13 protein-coding genes are annotated in these 16,617 nt (G+C 74.3%); 8 read left to right on the top strand and 5 right to left on the bottom strand.

Annotated elements, in window-relative coordinates; translation table 11 throughout:
• Positions 1–68: 68 nt before the first annotated feature.
• Together BMW85_RS04245 and BMW85_RS04240 are read right to left on the bottom strand one after the other, a co-directional pair.
• Positions 69–287 (bottom strand): aldo/keto reductase, encoded by a 219-nt coding sequence (locus BMW85_RS04245; RefSeq protein WP_143082085.1) that lies wholly within the window; start codon positions 285–287, stop codon positions 69–71.
• Positions 265–1,506 (bottom strand): cytochrome P450, encoded by a 1,242-nt coding sequence (locus BMW85_RS04240; protein ID WP_091076973.1) that lies wholly within the window; start codon positions 1,504–1,506, stop codon positions 265–267. The genes BMW85_RS04245 and BMW85_RS04240 overlap by 23 nt, the downstream gene beginning before the upstream one ends.
• Positions 1,507–1,741: 235 nt before the next feature.
• Between BMW85_RS04240 and BMW85_RS04235 the strand changes: the two genes are divergently transcribed.
• From BMW85_RS04235 to BMW85_RS04210, 6 genes are read left to right on the top strand one after another with little or no spacing between them, the layout of a single operon-like run.
• On the top strand, positions 1,742–3,247 hold the full coding sequence (locus BMW85_RS04235; RefSeq protein WP_091076971.1) for an FAD-dependent monooxygenase: 1,506 nt from the start codon (positions 1,742–1,744) through the stop codon (positions 3,245–3,247).
• Positions 3,248–3,295: 48 nt separating this feature from the next.
• Complete coding sequence (locus BMW85_RS04230; RefSeq protein ID WP_091076968.1) at positions 3,296–4,147, top strand: phytanoyl-CoA dioxygenase family protein; 852 nt, start codon at positions 3,296–3,298, stop codon at positions 4,145–4,147.
• Positions 4,147–5,184 carry a ketoacyl-ACP synthase III family protein gene (locus BMW85_RS04225; protein WP_091076965.1) on the top strand — a complete coding sequence of 346 codons (1,038 nt, stop codon included), beginning with the start codon at positions 4,147–4,149 and terminating at the stop codon, positions 5,182–5,184. Before BMW85_RS04230 ends, BMW85_RS04225 begins: the two co-directional genes overlap by 1 nt.
• A gap of 37 nt (positions 5,185–5,221) precedes the next feature.
• On the top strand, positions 5,222–6,283 hold the full coding sequence (locus BMW85_RS04220; protein WP_091076963.1) for a ketoacyl-ACP synthase III family protein: 1,062 nt from the start codon (positions 5,222–5,224) through the stop codon (positions 6,281–6,283).
• Positions 6,280–10,080 (top strand): type I polyketide synthase, encoded by a 3,801-nt coding sequence (locus BMW85_RS04215; protein WP_245774597.1) that lies wholly within the window; start codon positions 6,280–6,282, stop codon positions 10,078–10,080. The genes BMW85_RS04220 and BMW85_RS04215 overlap by 4 nt, the downstream gene beginning before the upstream one ends.
• Positions 10,077–11,324 carry a cytochrome P450 gene (locus BMW85_RS04210; protein WP_245774596.1) on the top strand — a complete coding sequence of 416 codons (1,248 nt, stop codon included), beginning with the start codon at positions 10,077–10,079 and terminating at the stop codon, positions 11,322–11,324. The genes BMW85_RS04215 and BMW85_RS04210 overlap by 4 nt, the downstream gene beginning before the upstream one ends.
• Here the strand turns inward: BMW85_RS04210 and BMW85_RS04205 are convergent.
• Positions 11,314–12,327 (bottom strand): NAD-dependent epimerase/dehydratase family protein, encoded by a 1,014-nt coding sequence (locus BMW85_RS04205; RefSeq protein WP_091076959.1) that lies wholly within the window; start codon positions 12,325–12,327, stop codon positions 11,314–11,316. The two genes, BMW85_RS04210 and BMW85_RS04205, sit on opposite strands and share 11 nt — an antisense overlap.
• 9 nt (positions 12,328–12,336) lie before the next feature.
• Complete coding sequence (locus BMW85_RS50270) at positions 12,337–13,038, bottom strand: TetR/AcrR family transcriptional regulator (protein WP_091076957.1); 702 nt, start codon at positions 13,036–13,038, stop codon at positions 12,337–12,339.
• Positions 13,039–13,149: 111 nt separating this feature from the next.
• Between BMW85_RS50270 and BMW85_RS04195 the strand changes: the two genes are divergently transcribed.
• Positions 13,150–14,592, top strand: coding sequence for an MFS transporter (locus BMW85_RS04195; RefSeq protein ID WP_091076954.1), 1,443 nt, complete (start codon positions 13,150–13,152; stop codon positions 14,590–14,592).
• Positions 14,593–14,672: 80 nt separating this feature from the next.
• Here the strand turns inward: BMW85_RS04195 and BMW85_RS04190 are convergent, their stop codons facing one another.
• Positions 14,673–15,713, bottom strand: a complete 1,041-nt coding sequence (locus BMW85_RS04190) for a methyltransferase (protein WP_091076952.1) — start codon at positions 15,711–15,713, stop codon at positions 14,673–14,675.
• Between the two features lie 204 nt (positions 15,714–15,917).
• Between BMW85_RS04190 and BMW85_RS04185 the strand changes: the two genes are divergently transcribed.
• Entirely contained in the window at positions 15,918–16,613 is a 696-nt protein-coding gene (locus BMW85_RS04185) for an SDR family NAD(P)-dependent oxidoreductase (RefSeq protein ID WP_091076949.1), read from the top strand.
• Positions 16,614–16,617: the final 4 nt, after the last annotated feature.

The following is a 16,617-nucleotide window of genomic DNA, read 5'->3' as shown; positions in this document are numbered from 1 at the left end:
CGGCGGCTCCCCGCTCCCGCCCGCCCGGGAGCGGGGAGCCACGGGACGGCGCCCCCCCGCCTGAGGCGTCAGGCGGGGGCGCCGGCGCGGTGACCGAGCAGTTCCTCGCTCGCGCCGGCGGGCTCGCCGTACGCCTCGGCGGTGTCGAAGAGCGTGATGCCCTCCTCGATGGCCGCGTCCACCACCGCCCTGGTGCGGGCCAGGTCGAGGCCCGCGCCGATGCTGTTGCAGCCCAGCCCGACCACCGACGCCCGGAGGCCCGAGTCACCCAAGGTCCTGTAGCGCATGATCCGCACCCTTTCTCCGCCGGTCCGCTGGAAGGGCGCCCCACGTGACGGGCAGCCGGTCCACGCCGTACACCGCCGAGCGGTCGCGGGTCGGCACCTCGGCGGCCGGCACCGCCAGGCGCAGGTCGGGGAAGCGCTCGAAGAGCGCGGTCAGCGCCACCCGGAGCTCGGCCCGCGCGAGATGCTGCCCCAAACACTGGTGGACGCCGTGCCCGAACGCCAGGTGCCCGGTCGCGGAGCGGGACAGGTCCAGCGCGTCCGGGCAGGGGAAGCGCCCGGGATCGCGGTTGGCCACCGGCAGCGCCAGCACCACGGTCTCCCCGGCCGCGATGACCTGGCCGCCGATCTCGACGTCGACCAGCGCGGTACGCCGTACGTCGAACTGGAGCACCGACAGGTACCGCAGCAGCTCCTCGACCGCCCGCTCCGGGTCGGCGGCCAGCAGAGCCCGCTGATCCGGGTCGGTCAGCAGCGCGAACGCCCCGAGCGCGAGCATGCTCGACGTCGGCAGGTGGCCCGTCGCGAGGAGCACCATCCCGAGGTTGGTGAGCTCCTCGTCGCTCAGCTCGCCGCTCGCCGCCACGTGCGCCAGCAGCCCGCCCTCAGCGGTGCTCGCACCCTGTCGGGCGAGGACGTCGCGCACCGTCCCCGTGATCGTCGCGACGGCCGCGCCGACCTGCTCCGGGCGTGAGTCGAGGTTGTTCATCACCGCCGTGGCGGCCTGCACGCGCTGCCGGTCCTCCACCGGCACGCCCAGCAGCTCGCAGATCACGAGCGCCGGGATCGGCATGGCGAACGCGGTGAGGAGGTCGGCGGGGCCTCCGTTGCCCGCCATGCCGTCAAGCGCCTCTTCGGTGTGCCGCCGGATCGCGGGCATCAGCCCGGCCACCCGCCGGGGCCCGAAGTGGTGGGCGAGCAGGCGGCGGAAGCGCGTGTGCTCGGGCGGGTCCATGTGCGGGAAGATGCCCGGCTCCGCGGGCGTCGGCCGCTCGGTCGCGCGCTCGCCGCCGACCGGCTGGTGCAGCAGCTCACGCCGGGTGCTGAAGCGCGGGTCGGCCAGGATGGCGCGGGTCTCCGCGTACCCGGTGGAGACCCAGCCGAGGTGGCCGTCGGGGTAGGCCAGCCTGCTGAGCGGGGGGCGGCGCCGCAGCGCGACGGGCGGGTCGAAGGGGGTGGGCCGGTCGGTTTCCAGGGACTGGGCGGTCTGGCCGTCGCTCATGGGTTGGCCTCCCCTGCGAGCTGTTGATCAAGGCCGAAGGGGATTATGCATGACAAACACGGAAAATTCCACCACTAGGAATTCTTTGATCATCGACTTAACATCGGCATCGGCTGACAGAACAGTCACCTGTCAACACATCAGCAACAGGACCGCGCACCGGCCGTCGCCGCCGGTCAGCGGCCGTTGACCCGACGATTTCCCCAGCAGTCTCATGCCCTCAGCAGAGGTGTGTATGGCACAGGTCGCGATAGTCGGTGGTGGACCGATCGGGCTCTTCCTCGCCTGCGAGGTGGCGCTGCACGGTGTGCCGGTGGTGGTGCTCGAACGACTCCCGGAACTGGAGGAACATCCGAAGGCCGAGGGCATCACCGGGCGGGCCATCGACATCCTGGACCGCCGTGGTCTCATGCTCGGGGTCGACGGGACCCCGGCACAGCCGACGCCCGAGGAACGGGAACGCATCGCCCTGGGCGAGCGGCGGCCCGACAGCCTGCAGCCCAAGGCGTTCCCCGGCGCGCGGCACTTCGCCACCATGTTCGTGCTCCGCCCGGAATCTCCCGACCTGCTGGTGCCCCAGCAGGTGCTGGAGCGGGAGCTGGCCCGGCGGGCCGCCGAGCTCGGCGTCGAGGTACGTCGCGGCCACACGCTCACCGGCTTCACCGAGGACGGCGACGGCGTACGGCTCGACGTCGAGGGCCCCGACGGGCCGTACTCGCTGCGGGCCGGCTGGCTGGTCGGCTGCGACGGCGGCCGGAGCACGGTCAGGAAGCTGGCCGGCATCCCCTTCCCCGGCACGGACGGCGTCACGACCGGCTACCGCGCCTTCGCCGAGATCGACGACCCTGGCTTCCACCTGCCCGGCTGGTTCCGCAAGGACAACGGGCTCCTGGTGTACGAGGAGGGACCGCCCCGGTTCATCACCCTGGAGTTCATCGGCCGCCCGGCGGACAGGGACGCGCCCATCACGCGGGAGGAGTTCCAGGAGTCGCTGCGCCGGCTCAGTGGCACCGACGTGACCGTCACCAAGGTCCACAAGATCAACCGGTTCACGGACAACGAGCGGCAGGCCGCCACCTACCGGCAGGGGCGGGTCCTGCTGGCCGGCGACGCCGCCCACGTACAGTCGCAGTGGAGCGGGCCCGGCCTGCGGCTCGGCCTCGGCGACGCGATCAACCTCGGCTGGAAGCTCGCCGCCGTCGCCCGCGGCCGGTGCCCCGAGGACCTGCTCGACACCTACACCGCCGAACGCCACCCGGTCGGCGCGCAGACCCTGGAGGTCCAGCGCGCCTCCATCGCGCTGATGCGGCCCGGCCCGCACGTGGACGCGCTGCGCCGGCTGGTCACCCAGCTGCTGCTCGACGAGCACACCAACCGGAACCTGACCGCCCTGATCGACGACCTGCACATCACGTACGACATGGGCGACCCGTCGCTGACCGGCCCGCTGACCGGCGGCTTCTGCCCCGATCTGCGGCTGAAGACCGCCGACGGCCCGGCGCGGCTCGCCGAGCTGCAGCGCGGCGGGCGGCCCCTGCTGCTCGACCTCGGCGCGGACCCCGGCCTGCGCGCGCTCGCCGGGCCCTGGGCCGACCGGGTGGACGTGGTCACCGCCGAATGCGCCGAGGCCCCGGCGGACGCCCTGCTGATCCGCCCGGACGGCTTCGTCGCCTGGAGCACGCCCGCCGGAGGGGCGTCGCTGACCGCCGCGCTCGAACGGTGGTTCGGCCCGCCCGCCTGACCCCCTCGTACGGACCATCCGACCACTCAGCCCCCTGCGGAGGCCGGGATGAGCGATTCAACCGTGACGACCCTGACCACCCTGCCCGCCTCGGCCGCGATCGACGAGGCGATCGAAGCGGTCGAAGCCGCCGGAGCAGTGATCATCGAGGACTTCATCGACCCCGGGACGCTCGCGGGCCTCTGGGAGGACCTGCGCGCCGACCTGGAACGCACGGCGGACGGCGACGGACGGCTGGTCGGCGAGAAGACCCGCATCCTGCCCGGCCTGGTCCGCCGCAGCGCGCACTCGGTCACGGTCCTGCGCCAGCCGCACTTCCTCGGCGCGGCCCGGCACTACCTGCAACGCCCGGTCCGCGCCTGGCTCGGCGAGCAGCGCATCGAGTTCGTCCCGACGATCCAGCTCGGCATCTCCCGGGCCATCCAGATCCAGCCCGGCGTCCCCGTCCAGGGCCTGCACCGGGACGACACCGCCCACCTGCGCACCCATCCCGGCCCCGAGAGCCGGGTCCAGGTCATGATCGCGGCGAGCGAGTTCACCGCGCGCAACGGCGCCACCCGCGTGATCCCCGGCAGCCACCGCTGGGACGACGAACGCGGGCCACGCGAGGACGAGGCCGTCCCCGCCGAGATGCGCCCCGGGTCGGCGCTGCTCTGGCTCGGGAGCACCTACCACGGGGCCGGCGCCAACAACTCGGAGGGGCCGCGTACCGGCCTGTCGTATGCCCTAGACCTGGGCAACCTCCGCCAGGAGGAGAACCAGTACCTGTCCATACCGCTGGACGTGGTCCGCGGCTACCCCGAGGACGTCCAGCGGCTCCTCGGCTACGAGCCTTGCCCGCCGATGTGCGGCCTGTACGAGCTGGACGACCCGATGCTGCTGCTCCGAGGAAAGGCTTGATGCGTACTTCCGGCACGTACCTGCGCAGTATCGGCGTCCACCTGCCCCCCGTGGTCGGCATCGAGACGGCGGTCGCCGAGGGCCGCTATCCGGCCGACGAGGTGGAGCACTTCCAGCTCAGAGGCGCCGCCGTGGCGGGCGACGTGCCCGCGCCGGAGCTCGGCCTGCGGGCCGCCCGGCAGGCGTTCGAGCGCTCCGGCGGGCTGTCGCCGCACGACCTCGACCTCCTGCTGTACTGCGACGTCTGGCACCAGGGCCCCGAGGGCTGGGCGCCGCAGTACTACCTCCAGCAGCACCTGACCGGCGGGCACGTCCCGGCCGCCGAGCTGCGGCAGGGCTGCTGCGGCCTGTTCAACGCGCTCCAGCTCGCCGCCGGATACCTGCGGCCCGGCGGCAGCGCGCTGCTCGTCGGCGCCGACAACCACGGCACGCCGCTGGTGGACCGGTGGCGGATGATCGAGGGCACCGTGATGGGCGACGCCGGCTGCGCGCTGCTGCTCACCACCGACACCGGGTTCGCCGAGCTGCTGGCGGTCAACGTACGCGTGGTGCCGGAGGCCGAGGCCGTCAACGACGGCGGCGTGCCGATGTTCCCGCCGGACGCGACCGTGGGCCGGCCGCTGGACTTCGCCGCCCGCAACCGGGAGTTCCGCGGGCGGCTGCTGCACGGCGACGGCGCCCAGGTGATGCTGGCGATCCAGACGACGATGCTGGAGCTGGCCGACCGCACGCTCAAGGAGGCCGGGCTCACGCTCGACGACGTGGCGCGGGTCGCCTTCCCCCACGTACGCCGCGACGACGTGGAGCACCGCGGCGTCAACTGGTTCGGGCTGACCCTCGCCGACACCACCTGGGAGTACGGCGCCGGCGTCGGCCACCTCGGGGTCGCCGACCAGTTCGTGGCCCTCGACCACCTGCTCGCCACCGGCGCGCTGGCCCCCCGCGACCACATGCTGCTCCTCGGGTTCGGCGCCGGCACCACCCTGGCCTGCGCCGTGCTGCGGATCCTGGACATCCCTCCCGAGTACGCCTCCTGACAAGGACCGACCTGTTCCGAACGAGCCAGGAGGCGACATGGAGACGGCGGACATGTACATCAGCGGCGTCGGGTCCTACCTGCCCGGCACCGTGGACGTGGATCACGCGGTGGCGGCCGGCTGGTACCCGGCGGAGGAGGCCGAGCTGCACGGGATCGCCTCGGTCGCGGTGGCCGGCGACGTCCCCGCGCCGGAGATGGCGCTCCGGGCGGCCCGTACGGCGGTGGCGCGCAGCGGCCGCTCGCCCACCGACCTGGACCTGCTCCTCTACACCTCCACCTGGCACCAGGGCCCGGAGGGCTGGCCGCCGCAGGCGTACGTGCAGCGCCACCTGGTCGGCGACGGCGTCCTGTCGACCCAGCTCAAACAGGGCTGCAACGGCATGTTCGCGGCACTGGAGCTGGCCGCGAGCTACCTGCGGGCCGAGCCTGGACGCCAGGCGGCCCTGCTGGTCGCCGCCGACAACTACGGCACGCCGCTGGCCGACCGCTGGCGGATGCTGCCCGGCGCGATCGCCGGCGACGCGGGCAGCGCCCTCGTGCTCGACACCGAGCCGGGGTTCGCCCGGCTGGCCTCGGTGTGCTCGGTGTCGGTGTCGCAGGCCGAGGAGATGCACCGGTGCGCCGAGCCGCTGTTCCCGCCCGGCGTCACCGAGGGCCGCCCGCTGGACTTCGCGGCGCACAACGACACCTTCCGCCGCCGCGCGGTCGCCGGCGGCGAAGGGACCATGGTGCTGGTGACCCTGGACGAGCGCATGGTCGAGGTCATCGATCGCGCCCTGGCGCAGGCGGGCGTCAAGGCGGCCGACGTGACCCGGCTGACCTGCATGAACACCTCGCAGGAGATCGCCGACCAGATCTGCGAGCACCGGCTCGGCATCCCGGCGTCCCGCTCGACCTGGGACTTCGGCCGCACCATCGGACACTGCGGGGCGAGCGACCAGGTCCTCGCCCTGGAACACCTGGTCCGCCGCGGCGACCTCGGCCCCGGTGACCACCTGCTGATGTTCGCCTACGGCCCCGGCGTGACCATCTCGGCCGCCGTCGTGGAGATTCTGGAGTCGCCCGCGTGGTCGCGGGCTCGGGGAGGGGACGCGTGACGGATCGACAGTTCGAGGCCATCGCGGTGATCGGGATCGGCTGCCGGCTGCCCGGCGGCGCCGACTCGCCTGAGCGGTACTGGAACCTGCTGTGCGAAGGACGGGACACGAGCGGGCCCGCGCCCGCCGACCGTTGGCGCTCCTACGCCGACCGCGGCCCGTCCTACGCGGCGGCGGCCCGCCGCGCGGTGCCGTACGGCCACTTCCTCGACGGGGTGGCGGACTTCGACGCGGAGTTCTTCGGGCTCTCCCCGCGCGAGGCGGAGCTGATGGACCCGCAGCAGCGCCTGGTGATGGAGACCGCGTGGGAGGCGCTGGAGCACGCGGGCACCCCGGCCGGCGCGCTGGCCGGCACCGACGCGGGCGTGTACGTCGGCGTGTGCACCGGCGACTACGGTCACCGGCTGCTTGAAGACCTGCCCGACATCGAGGCGTGGACCGGGATCGGCGCCGCCACTTGCGCGGTCGCCAACCGCGTGTCGTACGCGCTGGACCTGCGCGGCCCCAGCATGGCCGTGGACACGGCGTGCTCGGCGTCCCTCGTCGCCGTGCACCTGGCCGTGCAGGCGCTGCGGTCGGGGGAGACCGACCTGGCGCTGGCGGGCGGGGTCAACCTCATCCTGTCGCCCGGCGAGACGCTGACCCTGGACGCCGCGGGCACCCTCGCGCCCGACGGGCGGAGCAAGTCGTTCGACGCCGCCGCCGACGGCTACGGGCGCGGCGAGGGCGCCGCGGTCGTCGTGCTCAAGCGGTTGAGCGACGCCGTACGGGACGGCGACGTCGTGCTGGCGACCATCCTCGGCAGCGCCGTCAACCAGGACGGCCACACCGCCGGCATCATGGCGCCGTGCGGCCAGGCGCAGGAGCACGTCATGCGCCGCGCGCTGCGGCAGGCCGGCGTCGAGCCCGGCACGGTCGGCTACGTCGAGGCGCACGGCACCGGCACCGCGGTCGGCGACCCCCTGGAGGCCGCCGCGCTGGCCGCCGTGTACGGCACCGGCCGGGAGCTGGAACGGCCGTGCCTGATCGGCTCGGCCAAGTCCAACATCGGCCACCTGGAGGGCGCCGCCGGCGTCGCCGGCCTGGTCAAGGCCATCCTCGCGGTACGGCGCGGCGAGATCCCGCCGAGCCGGCTGGACACCCCCACCCCGGCCGTGGACTGGGCCGCCGCCGGGCTGCGCGTCGTGGACCGGCCGACGCCCTGGCCCGAGGCCGCGCACCCGCGCCGGGCCGCGGTCTCCGCCTTCGGCTACGGCGGGACCGTCGCCCACGTGGTGCTCGAACAGGGACCGCCGGCGCCCGCGCCCGCCGAGGGAGCCGCCGGCCGCCTGTTCCCGGTGTCCGCCGCGTCACGCCCGGCAGTCCGCCAGGCCGCAGCCGACCTGGCCGGCGTCACCGTCACCGGCCCGGCCGATCCGGCCGCGGCCGGCGGGGCCGACCTGGCCGGCGTCACTGACCCGGTGTCGATGGCGGACCTCGGGCACACGCTCGCGCTGCGCCGGACCCACCTGTCGCACCGGGCGGTGGTCGTCGCCGAGAACGAGACCGCGCTGGCCGCCGGACTGCGCAACCTCGCGGCCGGCACCCCGCACGACGCCGTGGCCACGGGCCGCCCCCTCGCCGACCCCGGCCCCGGCCCGGTGTTCGTCTTCTCCGGGCACGGCTCGCAGTGGGCCGCGATGGGCCGCGACCTGCTGGCGACCGAGCCGGCGTTCGCCGCCGTGATCGACGAGCTGGAGCCGGTGTTCGCCGAGGAGATCGGGTTCTCGCCGCGCGAGGCGCTGAGCGAGGGCGAGCTCACCGAGGTCGACCTGGTCCAGACCATGATCTTCGCGATGCAGGTCGGCCTCGTCGAGGTCTGGCGCGAGTACGGCGTACGCCCGCACGCGGTGATCGGCCATTCCGTCGGCGAGATCGCCGCCGCGGTGACGGCCGGAGCGCTGAGCCGCCTCGACGGCGCCCGGCTGATCTGCCGCCGCTCCCGCCTGCTGCGCCAGGTCGCGGGGCGGGGCGCGATGGCCATGGTGCAGCTTCCGTTCGCCGAGGCGGAGCGGCGGCTCGAAGGCCATCCGGGCGTGGTCGCGGCCATCACGTCGTCGCCGGGCTCCACGGTCGTCTCCGGCGAGCCCGACGCCGTCGCCGAGGTGCTGACCGCCTGGCTGGAGGAGGGGATCCCGGCCCGCAGGGTCGCCTCCGACGTCGCCTTCCACGGACCCCAGATGGACCCGCTCATGCCGGACCTGGCCGCCGCCGCGGCCGACCTGACGCCCAGTGCCCCCGGCATCGCCGTCTACTCGACGGCGCTGGACGACCCGCGGGGCAGGCCCGGCTTCGACGGCGCATACTGGGCGGCCAACCTGCGCCGGCCGGTACGCCTCGCGGACGCGGTCGCCGCCGCCGCGGCCGACGGCTACCGCGCGTTCATCGAGATCTCCGCGCACCCGGTCGTCACGCACTCGGTGCTGGAGACGCTGGGCGACAGCGGGTACGAGGACGTCTTCGTGGGCGCGTCGCTGCGCCGCAACCGGCCCGGCCGCACCGCCCTGCTCACCGCCGTGGCCGCCGCGCACTGCGCCGGGCTCGACGTGGACTGGCGCCGGCTGCAGCCCTCCGGCGGGCCGGTGACGCTCCCGGCGTACCCGTGGCAGCGGCGCACCCACTGGCGTCCGCCGTCGCCGCCCGACACCGGCGGCAGGGGCCACGACCCGGACACGCACACGCTGCTCGGCGACCACGTCGATCTCGCCGGGACGGACGTCCGGCTGTGGCGGAGCGTCCTCGACGACCACACCCGGCCCTATCCCGGCAGCCACGCGATCGAGGGCGTGGAGATCGTGCCGGCCGCGGTCCTGACGGCGACGTTCCTCGCCGCCGCCGGCGGCGACGAGCTCTCGGACGTGACGATGTCCGCTCCGCTGCTGACCGCCGACCGCCGCGAGATCCAGGTCGTCCGCCAGGGCGCCGAGCTGCGCCTGGCCGCCCGGCTCGCGGGCGACCCGGACGCCGCCTGGCAACTCATCGCCACTGCTGCGCTCCCCGCCGGTCCGGTGGCGGCGCCCGAGCCCCGGCCGCGGCCGCTCGCCCCGGCCGATCCCGGCCTGGTCACCTCCCGGCTGGCCGCGGTCGGCGTACCCGACACCGGGTTCGACTGGAAGGTCGAGGAACTGCGGCTCGGGGACGGCGCGGTGCGCGCCCGCGTCCGCTGCGGCCCGGTCCCGTCCGGGGCCTCGCCGTGGACGCCCGTCCTGGACGCGGCCATGTCGGTCGCGCCGAGCGTGTTCCCCGGCGACCCGCTACTGCGCATGGTGACCCGGATCGACCGGCTGGTCACCTCGGGCGCGCCGGACGGCCCGGTCACCATCGAGGTGCTGCTCGACCACGAGCAGCCCGACACGGCACAGGTACGGATCACCGACGACACCGGCACCCTCATCGGCCGGTTGGCGGGCCTGCGCTACCCGGTGATCGACACGCCCGCCCCCGGCGGGAGCGGCGCGCAGGGCGAGCGGCCCGCCGACTCGTTCGCCCACTTGGAGCCGGAGGAGCTGCGCACCTTCCTCGTCGAGGAGGTCGGCGCGCAGATCGCCAAGGAGATGCGGCTCGCCCCCACCGACCTCGAACCACACCGCCCGCTCATCGAGCAGGGGCTCGACTCGGTGATGACCGTGGTCGTCCGGCGGCGGCTGGAGCAGCGGTTCCGGTGCTCCCTGCCGGCGACGCTGCTGTGGGCGCAGCCGACCGTCGCCGCCGTCGCCGACTACATCGCCGGGGTGCTGTCCGACGGGGAGGCCCGGTGAGCGCCACCGACCCCGGCCCGGCCGACAGGCCGGGGTCCCCGACCGCGCGGAGCGGCCCGGCCGACACGCCGGCGTTCCCGATGGCGCGGAGCTGTCCGCTCGCGCCGCCCGACGCGTACGCGCGGATGCGGGCCGCCGCCCCCGTCGTCCGGGCCGCCCTGCCCAACGGCGCCCCGGTCTGGGCGGTCACCCGCCACGCCGAGGCGCGGCAGCTCCTCAGCGATCCGCGGATCAGCTCGGCCACCGGCCGCCCGGAACGGCCGCGCGGCCCCGACGACGACCGTCCCGACGACGGCTTCTTCGTGGACCTGGACCCGCCGGAGCACACCCGGTTCCGGCGGGTGCTGATCCCGGAGCTCGGCGTCCGCCCGATGAACGCCCTGCGGCCGGCCATCCAGCGGATCGCCGGCGCGGCGATCGACGAGCTGGTGGCCGCCGGGCCGCCCGCCGACCTCGTCGCCGGGTACGCGCGCCGGGTCCCGGCCCGCGTCCTTTGTGAGGTGTTCGGCGTCCCGCCCGCCGACCACGGATTCTTCGAGTCACGGCTGCGGATGTTGTCGGTGACGAGCATGGACCCGAGCGTGGCGGCCGAGGCGTCAAGGGACGTCCGCGGCTACCTGCGCGAGCTGATCCGCGACGCGGAACGGGAGCCGCGCCACGGCGTCATCCGGCGGCTGGCCGCCCGGCACCTGCCCACCGGCGAGCTGACCGCCGACGAGCTGGTCAACATGGGTTTCCTCATGCTGCTCGCCGGCTACGACTCGCCGGCGAACACGATCTCCCTGGGCGTGCTCACGCTGCTGCGGCACCCGGAGCAGCTCGCCGCGCTGCGCGCCGACCCCGGCCTGCTGCCGGGCGCCGTCGAGGAGCTGCTGCGCTTCCACTCGGTGCAGGACTGGGTCAGCTTCGACCGGGTCGCGACCGCGGACCTGGAGGTCGGTGCGACGCGGATCCGGGCCGGCGACCGCCTGACGGTGCTGGCGGCCTCCGCGAACCGGGACGAGCGGGCGTTCGAGCACCCCGACACGTTCGACATCCGCCGCTCCGCCCACCACCATCTGGCGTTCGGCCATGGGGTGCACCAGTGCGTCGGCGCGAACCTGGCCCGCGCCGAGCTGCGGGTCGCCCTCGGCACGCTGGTGGCCAGGCTGCCGGAGCTGCGCCTCGCGGTCGCGTTCGAGGAGGTGCCGTTCGCCCACGACGCCCCGTTCTTCGGGCCGCACGCGGTGCCGGTCATCTGGTAGGGCCGGCGAGGTAGGCGTCCTCGGCCGCGTACGGGAACCAGACGTCGGGGCCGTGCCGCTCGACCAGGTCGGGGAAGACGTCCTGCCAGCCGCCCCCGGCGGCCTCGGCGGCGCGTACGGCGGGCACGGCCCATTCGACGTCCTGGCGCAGCGCGTCGTCGTAGGAGACGGCGGGGGAGTAGCCTAGCTCGGCGCGGGCCCGCGCGGTGTCGAACACGATGGGCTCCGGGACGTTCCACGGATGGAAGCCCAGGCCGTCGGGGCGCGACGGGCCGGCGAAGGTGACGATCTCCGCCTCGTGGCCCATGACGGCGAAGGTCCTGGCGGCGATCTCGGCGACGGTCAGCGGGTCGTCGGCGATGTTGAGCACCCGGGCCGCCGGCCGCTCGCCGCACAGGCGGATCAGCTCGGCGACGTTCGCGACCGCCGTCGTGGGGAACCGGCTCCGGCCGTCCTGGGCGATGACGACGTGCGGCCGCCCGTCCAGCGCCCGCTTGATGAACGACCAGTGATCCAGCGATGTGCCGTAGGGGCCGTGCAGCACGCCCGTCCGCAGGACGCTGACCGGCAGGTCGGGCGTGGCCAGCAGCAGGCGTTCCAGCGCCGCCTTCCCTGCCGGGTAGTCGTGGGCCTCGCGCTCGACCGTCGGCCACGTCTCGGGGATCGGCACCGGCAGGCCGGGAGCCCGGTAGACCGCGCCCGACGAGATGACGACCAGGGAGCCGATCCGGCCCGCCAGCCGGGCGAGCTGCGCGCCGTGGTAGGGGGTGAACGCGACCGTGTCCACGACCAGGTCGTGACCGTCGAGGGCGGCGAGCAGCGCCTCGGTGTCGGCCCGGTCGATCTGGACGGACCGCGCTCCAGGCGGCGCGGCGGCGTCCGGGCGGAGCCGGCGCTGACCGAGGGTGACCGCGTAGCCGGCCGCGGCGAGGCGGGCGGCGGTGGCCCGGCCGATCTGGCCCGTGCCGCCGATGATGAAGGCGCTTCGGCCGTGAACCGTCACCAGTTGATCTTAACCCGACGCCGCCCGGCGGCCCTCGCCCTCCTCCTCGTCGGCGCCCGCCACCAGCACGGAGAGGCGGCGGGCGATCCGCCGCATCTGCTCGGTGTAGTGGGCCACGAACTCGGGTGACTGCGCGTCGGCGCCGCAGATGGCGTTGGCCATGTGGGGCAGCAGGACGGGCGCGACGCCGGCGCCGATCATGGCGAGCAGCACGACGGCCGGGTCGAGGTCGTCGGCCAGTTCGCCGCGCTCCTGCCGCTGCCGCAGCTCGGCGACGTCGCGCGCGGCCTGCTCGCGCCGGCCCTCCCGGTCGGGGTCGTGCTCGGGGCCGTCGTAGTGCAGGCCCTCCCAGGCGAGGATGCGGGTGGCGACCGCGTCGCCGGCGCCTTGCCCGACGTAGTCGGCGATGACGTCCGGCAGTGACCGGGTCTCGCTCTGGAAGGCGACCTTCTGCTCCCGCCAGCGCTCGCCGATCGCCCGCAGCAGCCCGTCCCGGCCGCCGAAGTAGTAGGAGATGAGCTGCTTGTTGACGCCGGCCCGCGCGGCGATGGCGGCGACCCGCACCTGCGCCGGTCCCACCGCGGACACCTCGACGATCGCCGCCTCCAGGATCCGGGCTTTGGTGCGTTCCGCGTCCCGCTGCCGCTCCTGCGGCTGAGGCGAACGCCGAGTCCGTCGAGGTGTGTCAGAGGAACCGGGTGCGGTCGACATGGATCCAGCCTAGCGACCGGCCGGAAACACGGGAATTATCTTTTGGTTGACAGATTCATCCCATCGGTGATTCCCTCGGAGGGAGCCACGATTCCCCTCTGGAGCGTTCAGATGCACGAAAGCACCGGAGCGGTGAGCCTCCACCCCCAACGGTGGCCCGCCCTCGTCATGATCCTCATCGCGGTCTTCATGGACCTGCTCGACGCGACGGTCGTCCTCATCGCGCTGCCCTCCCTCCAGCACGACCTCGGCGCGAGCGAGACCGTCCTGGAATGGACCGCGGCCGGCTACACCCTCGCCTTCGCCACGCTGCTGATCACCGGCGGCCGGCTCGGCGACCGGTACGGCCGCAAGCGCGTCCTCCTGACCGGCCTCGTCGTCTTCATCCTCGCGTCGGTCGCGGCGGGCGCCTCGGTGTCCCCGGCCATGCTGGTCGTCTCCCGCCTCGTGCAGGGCGCCGCGGCGGCGCTGATGATCCCGCAGGTCCTGCCCTTCATCCAGACGGAGTTCTCCGACGAGGAACGGCCCAAGGCCATCGGCGTGTTCGGCATGACCTTCGCCGTCGGCGGCGTCAGCGGGCCGCTGCTCGGCGGACTGCTGCTCAACGCCGACCTCTTCGGCTGGGGCTGGCGGACGATCTTCTTCATCAACGTGCCGTTCGGGCTCGTCTGCCTGGCCGGCGTGGCCGCGCTGGCGCGCGAGTCCCAGACCGAGGCCGCGCGGAAGTTCGACGTCCTCGGCCTGCTCATCGCCACCGTCGCCCTCGCCGCGCTGTTCTACCCGCTGATCGAGGGGCAGGCGCTGGGCTGGCCCGTGTGGATCCTCGCCCTGCCGGTCGCCGCGATCCTGGTCTTCGCGGTGTTCCTCTGGAGGGAGCGCGCGGCGGTCGGGCGCGGCGCCGACCCGCTGATCAACCCCGCGCTGTTCCGCAGCCGCGCGGTCAGCGGCGGCCTCGCCGTCGCGGTGTTCTTCTTCTGCGGCCCGGCCTACGGGTTCGTCATGACCATCTTCCTCCAGGACTTCGCCCGCTGGACCCCGCTGCGCACCGCGCTGACCCTGCTGGTCTTCGCCGTCGGCGTCGTCTTCGGCTCCGGCGCCGCGACCCAGCTCGCGCCCAAGCTCGGCCGCCGCGTCGTCATCGTCGGCCCCCTGGTCATGGCGGTCGGCATCGGGATGGTGGCCGGGGCGGTCCGGCTCGGCGGCACCGAGGTGGGGCAGTGGCAGCTCATCCCGGGGCTCTTCGTCGCGGGCCTCGGCATGGCCGCCGTCGCCACGACGCTGATCACCGTCGTGCTGGCGCACGTCCACTGGACCGATGCCGGAGCCGCGTCGGGCGTCATCAACACCACGATCCAGATCGGCACCGCGCTGGGGATCGCGGTCATCGGCACCGTCTTCTTCTCGCTGCTGGACTCCGGCCCGCCCGCCGACGCGGCGATCATCGCCCTGGTCTGCGTGGCCGCGCTGCTGCTCGTCTCGGCGGCGCTGGGGTTCCTGCTGCCGCCCCAGCAGCGCGACCCCGTGACGCAGGAGCAGGCCCAGCCCACCACCTGATCCCGCCGTCCGCGCACCGCCCGACGACGAAGGGCCGCGACCCTCTCGCGGCCCTTCGTGCTGCGCGGGGGCGGCCCGGCCTACTCCTTCCACCCGATGACCGCCGTCTCCAGCCCGTCGAACAGCGGCATGGTGGAGGTGCGGGCGAAGCCCGCGTCACGCGCGTACGCCCGGCACTCCCCGACCGTGTACTCCGAGCCGCCCGGCGTGACCAGCAGCAGGTTGAGGCAGCCGAGCAGGCTGACGGCCTTCTCCCGGCGCTCGTCGTCGATCATGCGGTCGTAGATGACGACGCATCCTCCCGGCCGTACGAAGGGGTAGGCGTGCGCGATCAGCCGCCTGCGCTGCTCGTCGTCCCAGTCGTGCAGGATGTGGCCGAAGATCAGCACGTCGGCCTCCGGCAGCGGGTCGGCGAAGAAGTCGCCGCTCACGAAGGCGATCCGGTCGCCGGTGCCCAGCTTGGCCATGTGCTCGGCGAACAGCCGGTCGAGCTCCGGCAGGTCGAACACCGTGCCGCGGAGATGCGGATGCGCCTGGGCGAGGTGCCCGATGAGGTTGCCGCGGGCGCCGCCGACGTCCACCACCGTGCCGTAGCCGCTCCAGTCCAGGCCGACGGCCAGCTCGCCCGCGATGTGGTTCGTCATGGCGTCCATGGCCGCGATGAAGCGCTGCCGCTCCTCCTCGTCCTCGTAGAGCCGCTGGAAGTAGTCCGCGCTGTCCCAGCCGATGAACGGCTTCCCGCTGCGCAGGCTCTCGGTGAGACCGCCCCACGCCCGGAACAGGTGCCTGCTCGCCTGCCGCATCCACCCGCCGAGATAGGTGTCCTTGCCCTCGTCCAGGTAGGCGGCGGCGGCCGGGGTGTTGCGGTAGACGTCGTCCGTGCGCTCCAGGACGTCCAGCGCGACCAGGGCGTCGAGGAAGTCCCGCGCGGCGCGCGGGTGCAGGTCCAGCCGCTCGCTGAGCTCCCGCTCGCTCGCCGGTCCGCGGGCCAGCTCGGTGAACAGCCCGATCTCGACCGCGGTGAGCAGGGCCTTCGCCGACCAGAACGAGACGCCCAGCTCGATCAGGGGCCGGGGGCTCATCCGGGTCCCGGCGTCGGCCATGTCCTTCGTCGTCGTCATCGTGTACGCGTCCTTCCTGCCGATCCGGTGCGCGGGGCGGTTCCTCCGTGACCAGCCGCCAGCCTGATCGCTCGATCTCGAACCCGGCTCGACGACACCTCAACCGCGTCCCCGCCGCCCCGCGCGAGCCGGGCACCAGCGCGGGTCGAGCCCGTTCTGGGAGGCTCGCGGCGGTCTCGACACGACGACGGCGGGAGAGGCACCGTGGGAGACAAGCGCACCGCACTGATCACCGGGGCCAACCGGGGCATCGGCCGCGCCGTCGCGGAGGAGTTGCACCGCCGCGGCCTGCGGGTGATCGTCACCGCGAGGTCCGCGCGCGACGCGGCCGCCGCCGCCCGCGAGATCAGCGAGGGGATGGGCGGCGAGGTCGTCGGGGAGGCGCTGGACGTGACCGACGCCGGCGGGGTGCGGGACGCCGCCCGGCGGATCGGGGCCGTCGACGTGCTGGTCTCCAACGCGGGTGTGCTGCTCGACGCGGGCACCGATCCGCTTACCGTGCCGCTGGACGTGGTCGAGCGCACGCTGGCGGTCAACCTGCTGGGGGCGTGGCGGGTGGCGCAGGCGTTCGTGCCCGGCATGGTGAGCCGCGGCTGGGGCAGGGTCGTGTTCGTCTCCAGCGGCATCGGCACCTTCAGCATCGGCCTGGCCGCCGGCACGCCCGCCTACTCGGTGTCCAAGGTGGCGCTCAACGGGCTGACCACCATGCTCGCCGCGCGCACCGCCGCCGACGGGGTGCTGGTGAACGCCGTCAACCCCGGCCAGACCCGCACCAGGATGATGCCGACGGCGCCGCGCACCGCGGCCGAGGCCGCGCTCGACGTCGCCCACGCCGCGACGCTCCCCGACGACGGGCCGACGGGGACGCTGCTGCGCGGCACGCGGCCCGTGCCGTGGTGACGCC

Origin of the sequence: Nonomuraea wenchangensis (genome assembly GCF_900111685.1) — a bacterium.
Classification (GTDB): Bacteria; Actinomycetota; Actinomycetes; order Streptosporangiales; family Streptosporangiaceae; genus Nonomuraea; species Nonomuraea wenchangensis.
Note: the sequence above shows the minus strand (reverse complement) of the source record. Positions and strands in the feature narration are given on the sequence as shown.

Excerpts from the sequence above, each read along its gene's own strand:
- BMW85_RS04245 (WP_143082085.1), bottom strand. The coding sequence starts at position 287 with ATGCGCTACAGGACCTTGGGTGACTCGGGCCTCCGGGCGTCGGTGGTC.
- BMW85_RS04240 (WP_091076973.1), bottom strand. The coding sequence starts at position 1,506 with ATGAGCGACGGCCAGACCGCCCAGTCCCTGGAAACCGACCGGCCCACC.
- BMW85_RS04235 (WP_091076971.1), top strand. The coding sequence starts at position 1,742 with ATGGCACAGGTCGCGATAGTCGGTGGTGGACCGATCGGGCTCTTCCTC.
- BMW85_RS04230 (WP_091076968.1), top strand. The coding sequence starts at position 3,296 with ATGAGCGATTCAACCGTGACGACCCTGACCACCCTGCCCGCCTCGGCC.
- BMW85_RS04225 (WP_091076965.1), top strand. The coding sequence starts at position 4,147 with ATGCGTACTTCCGGCACGTACCTGCGCAGTATCGGCGTCCACCTGCCC.
- BMW85_RS04220 (WP_091076963.1), top strand. The coding sequence starts at position 5,222 with ATGGAGACGGCGGACATGTACATCAGCGGCGTCGGGTCCTACCTGCCC.
- BMW85_RS50270 (WP_091076957.1), bottom strand. The coding sequence starts at position 13,038 with ATGTCGACCGCACCCGGTTCCTCTGACACACCTCGACGGACTCGGCGT.
- BMW85_RS04195 (WP_091076954.1), top strand. The coding sequence starts at position 13,150 with ATGCACGAAAGCACCGGAGCGGTGAGCCTCCACCCCCAACGGTGGCCC.
- BMW85_RS04190 (WP_091076952.1), bottom strand. The coding sequence starts at position 15,713 with ATGACGACGACGAAGGACATGGCCGACGCCGGGACCCGGATGAGCCCC.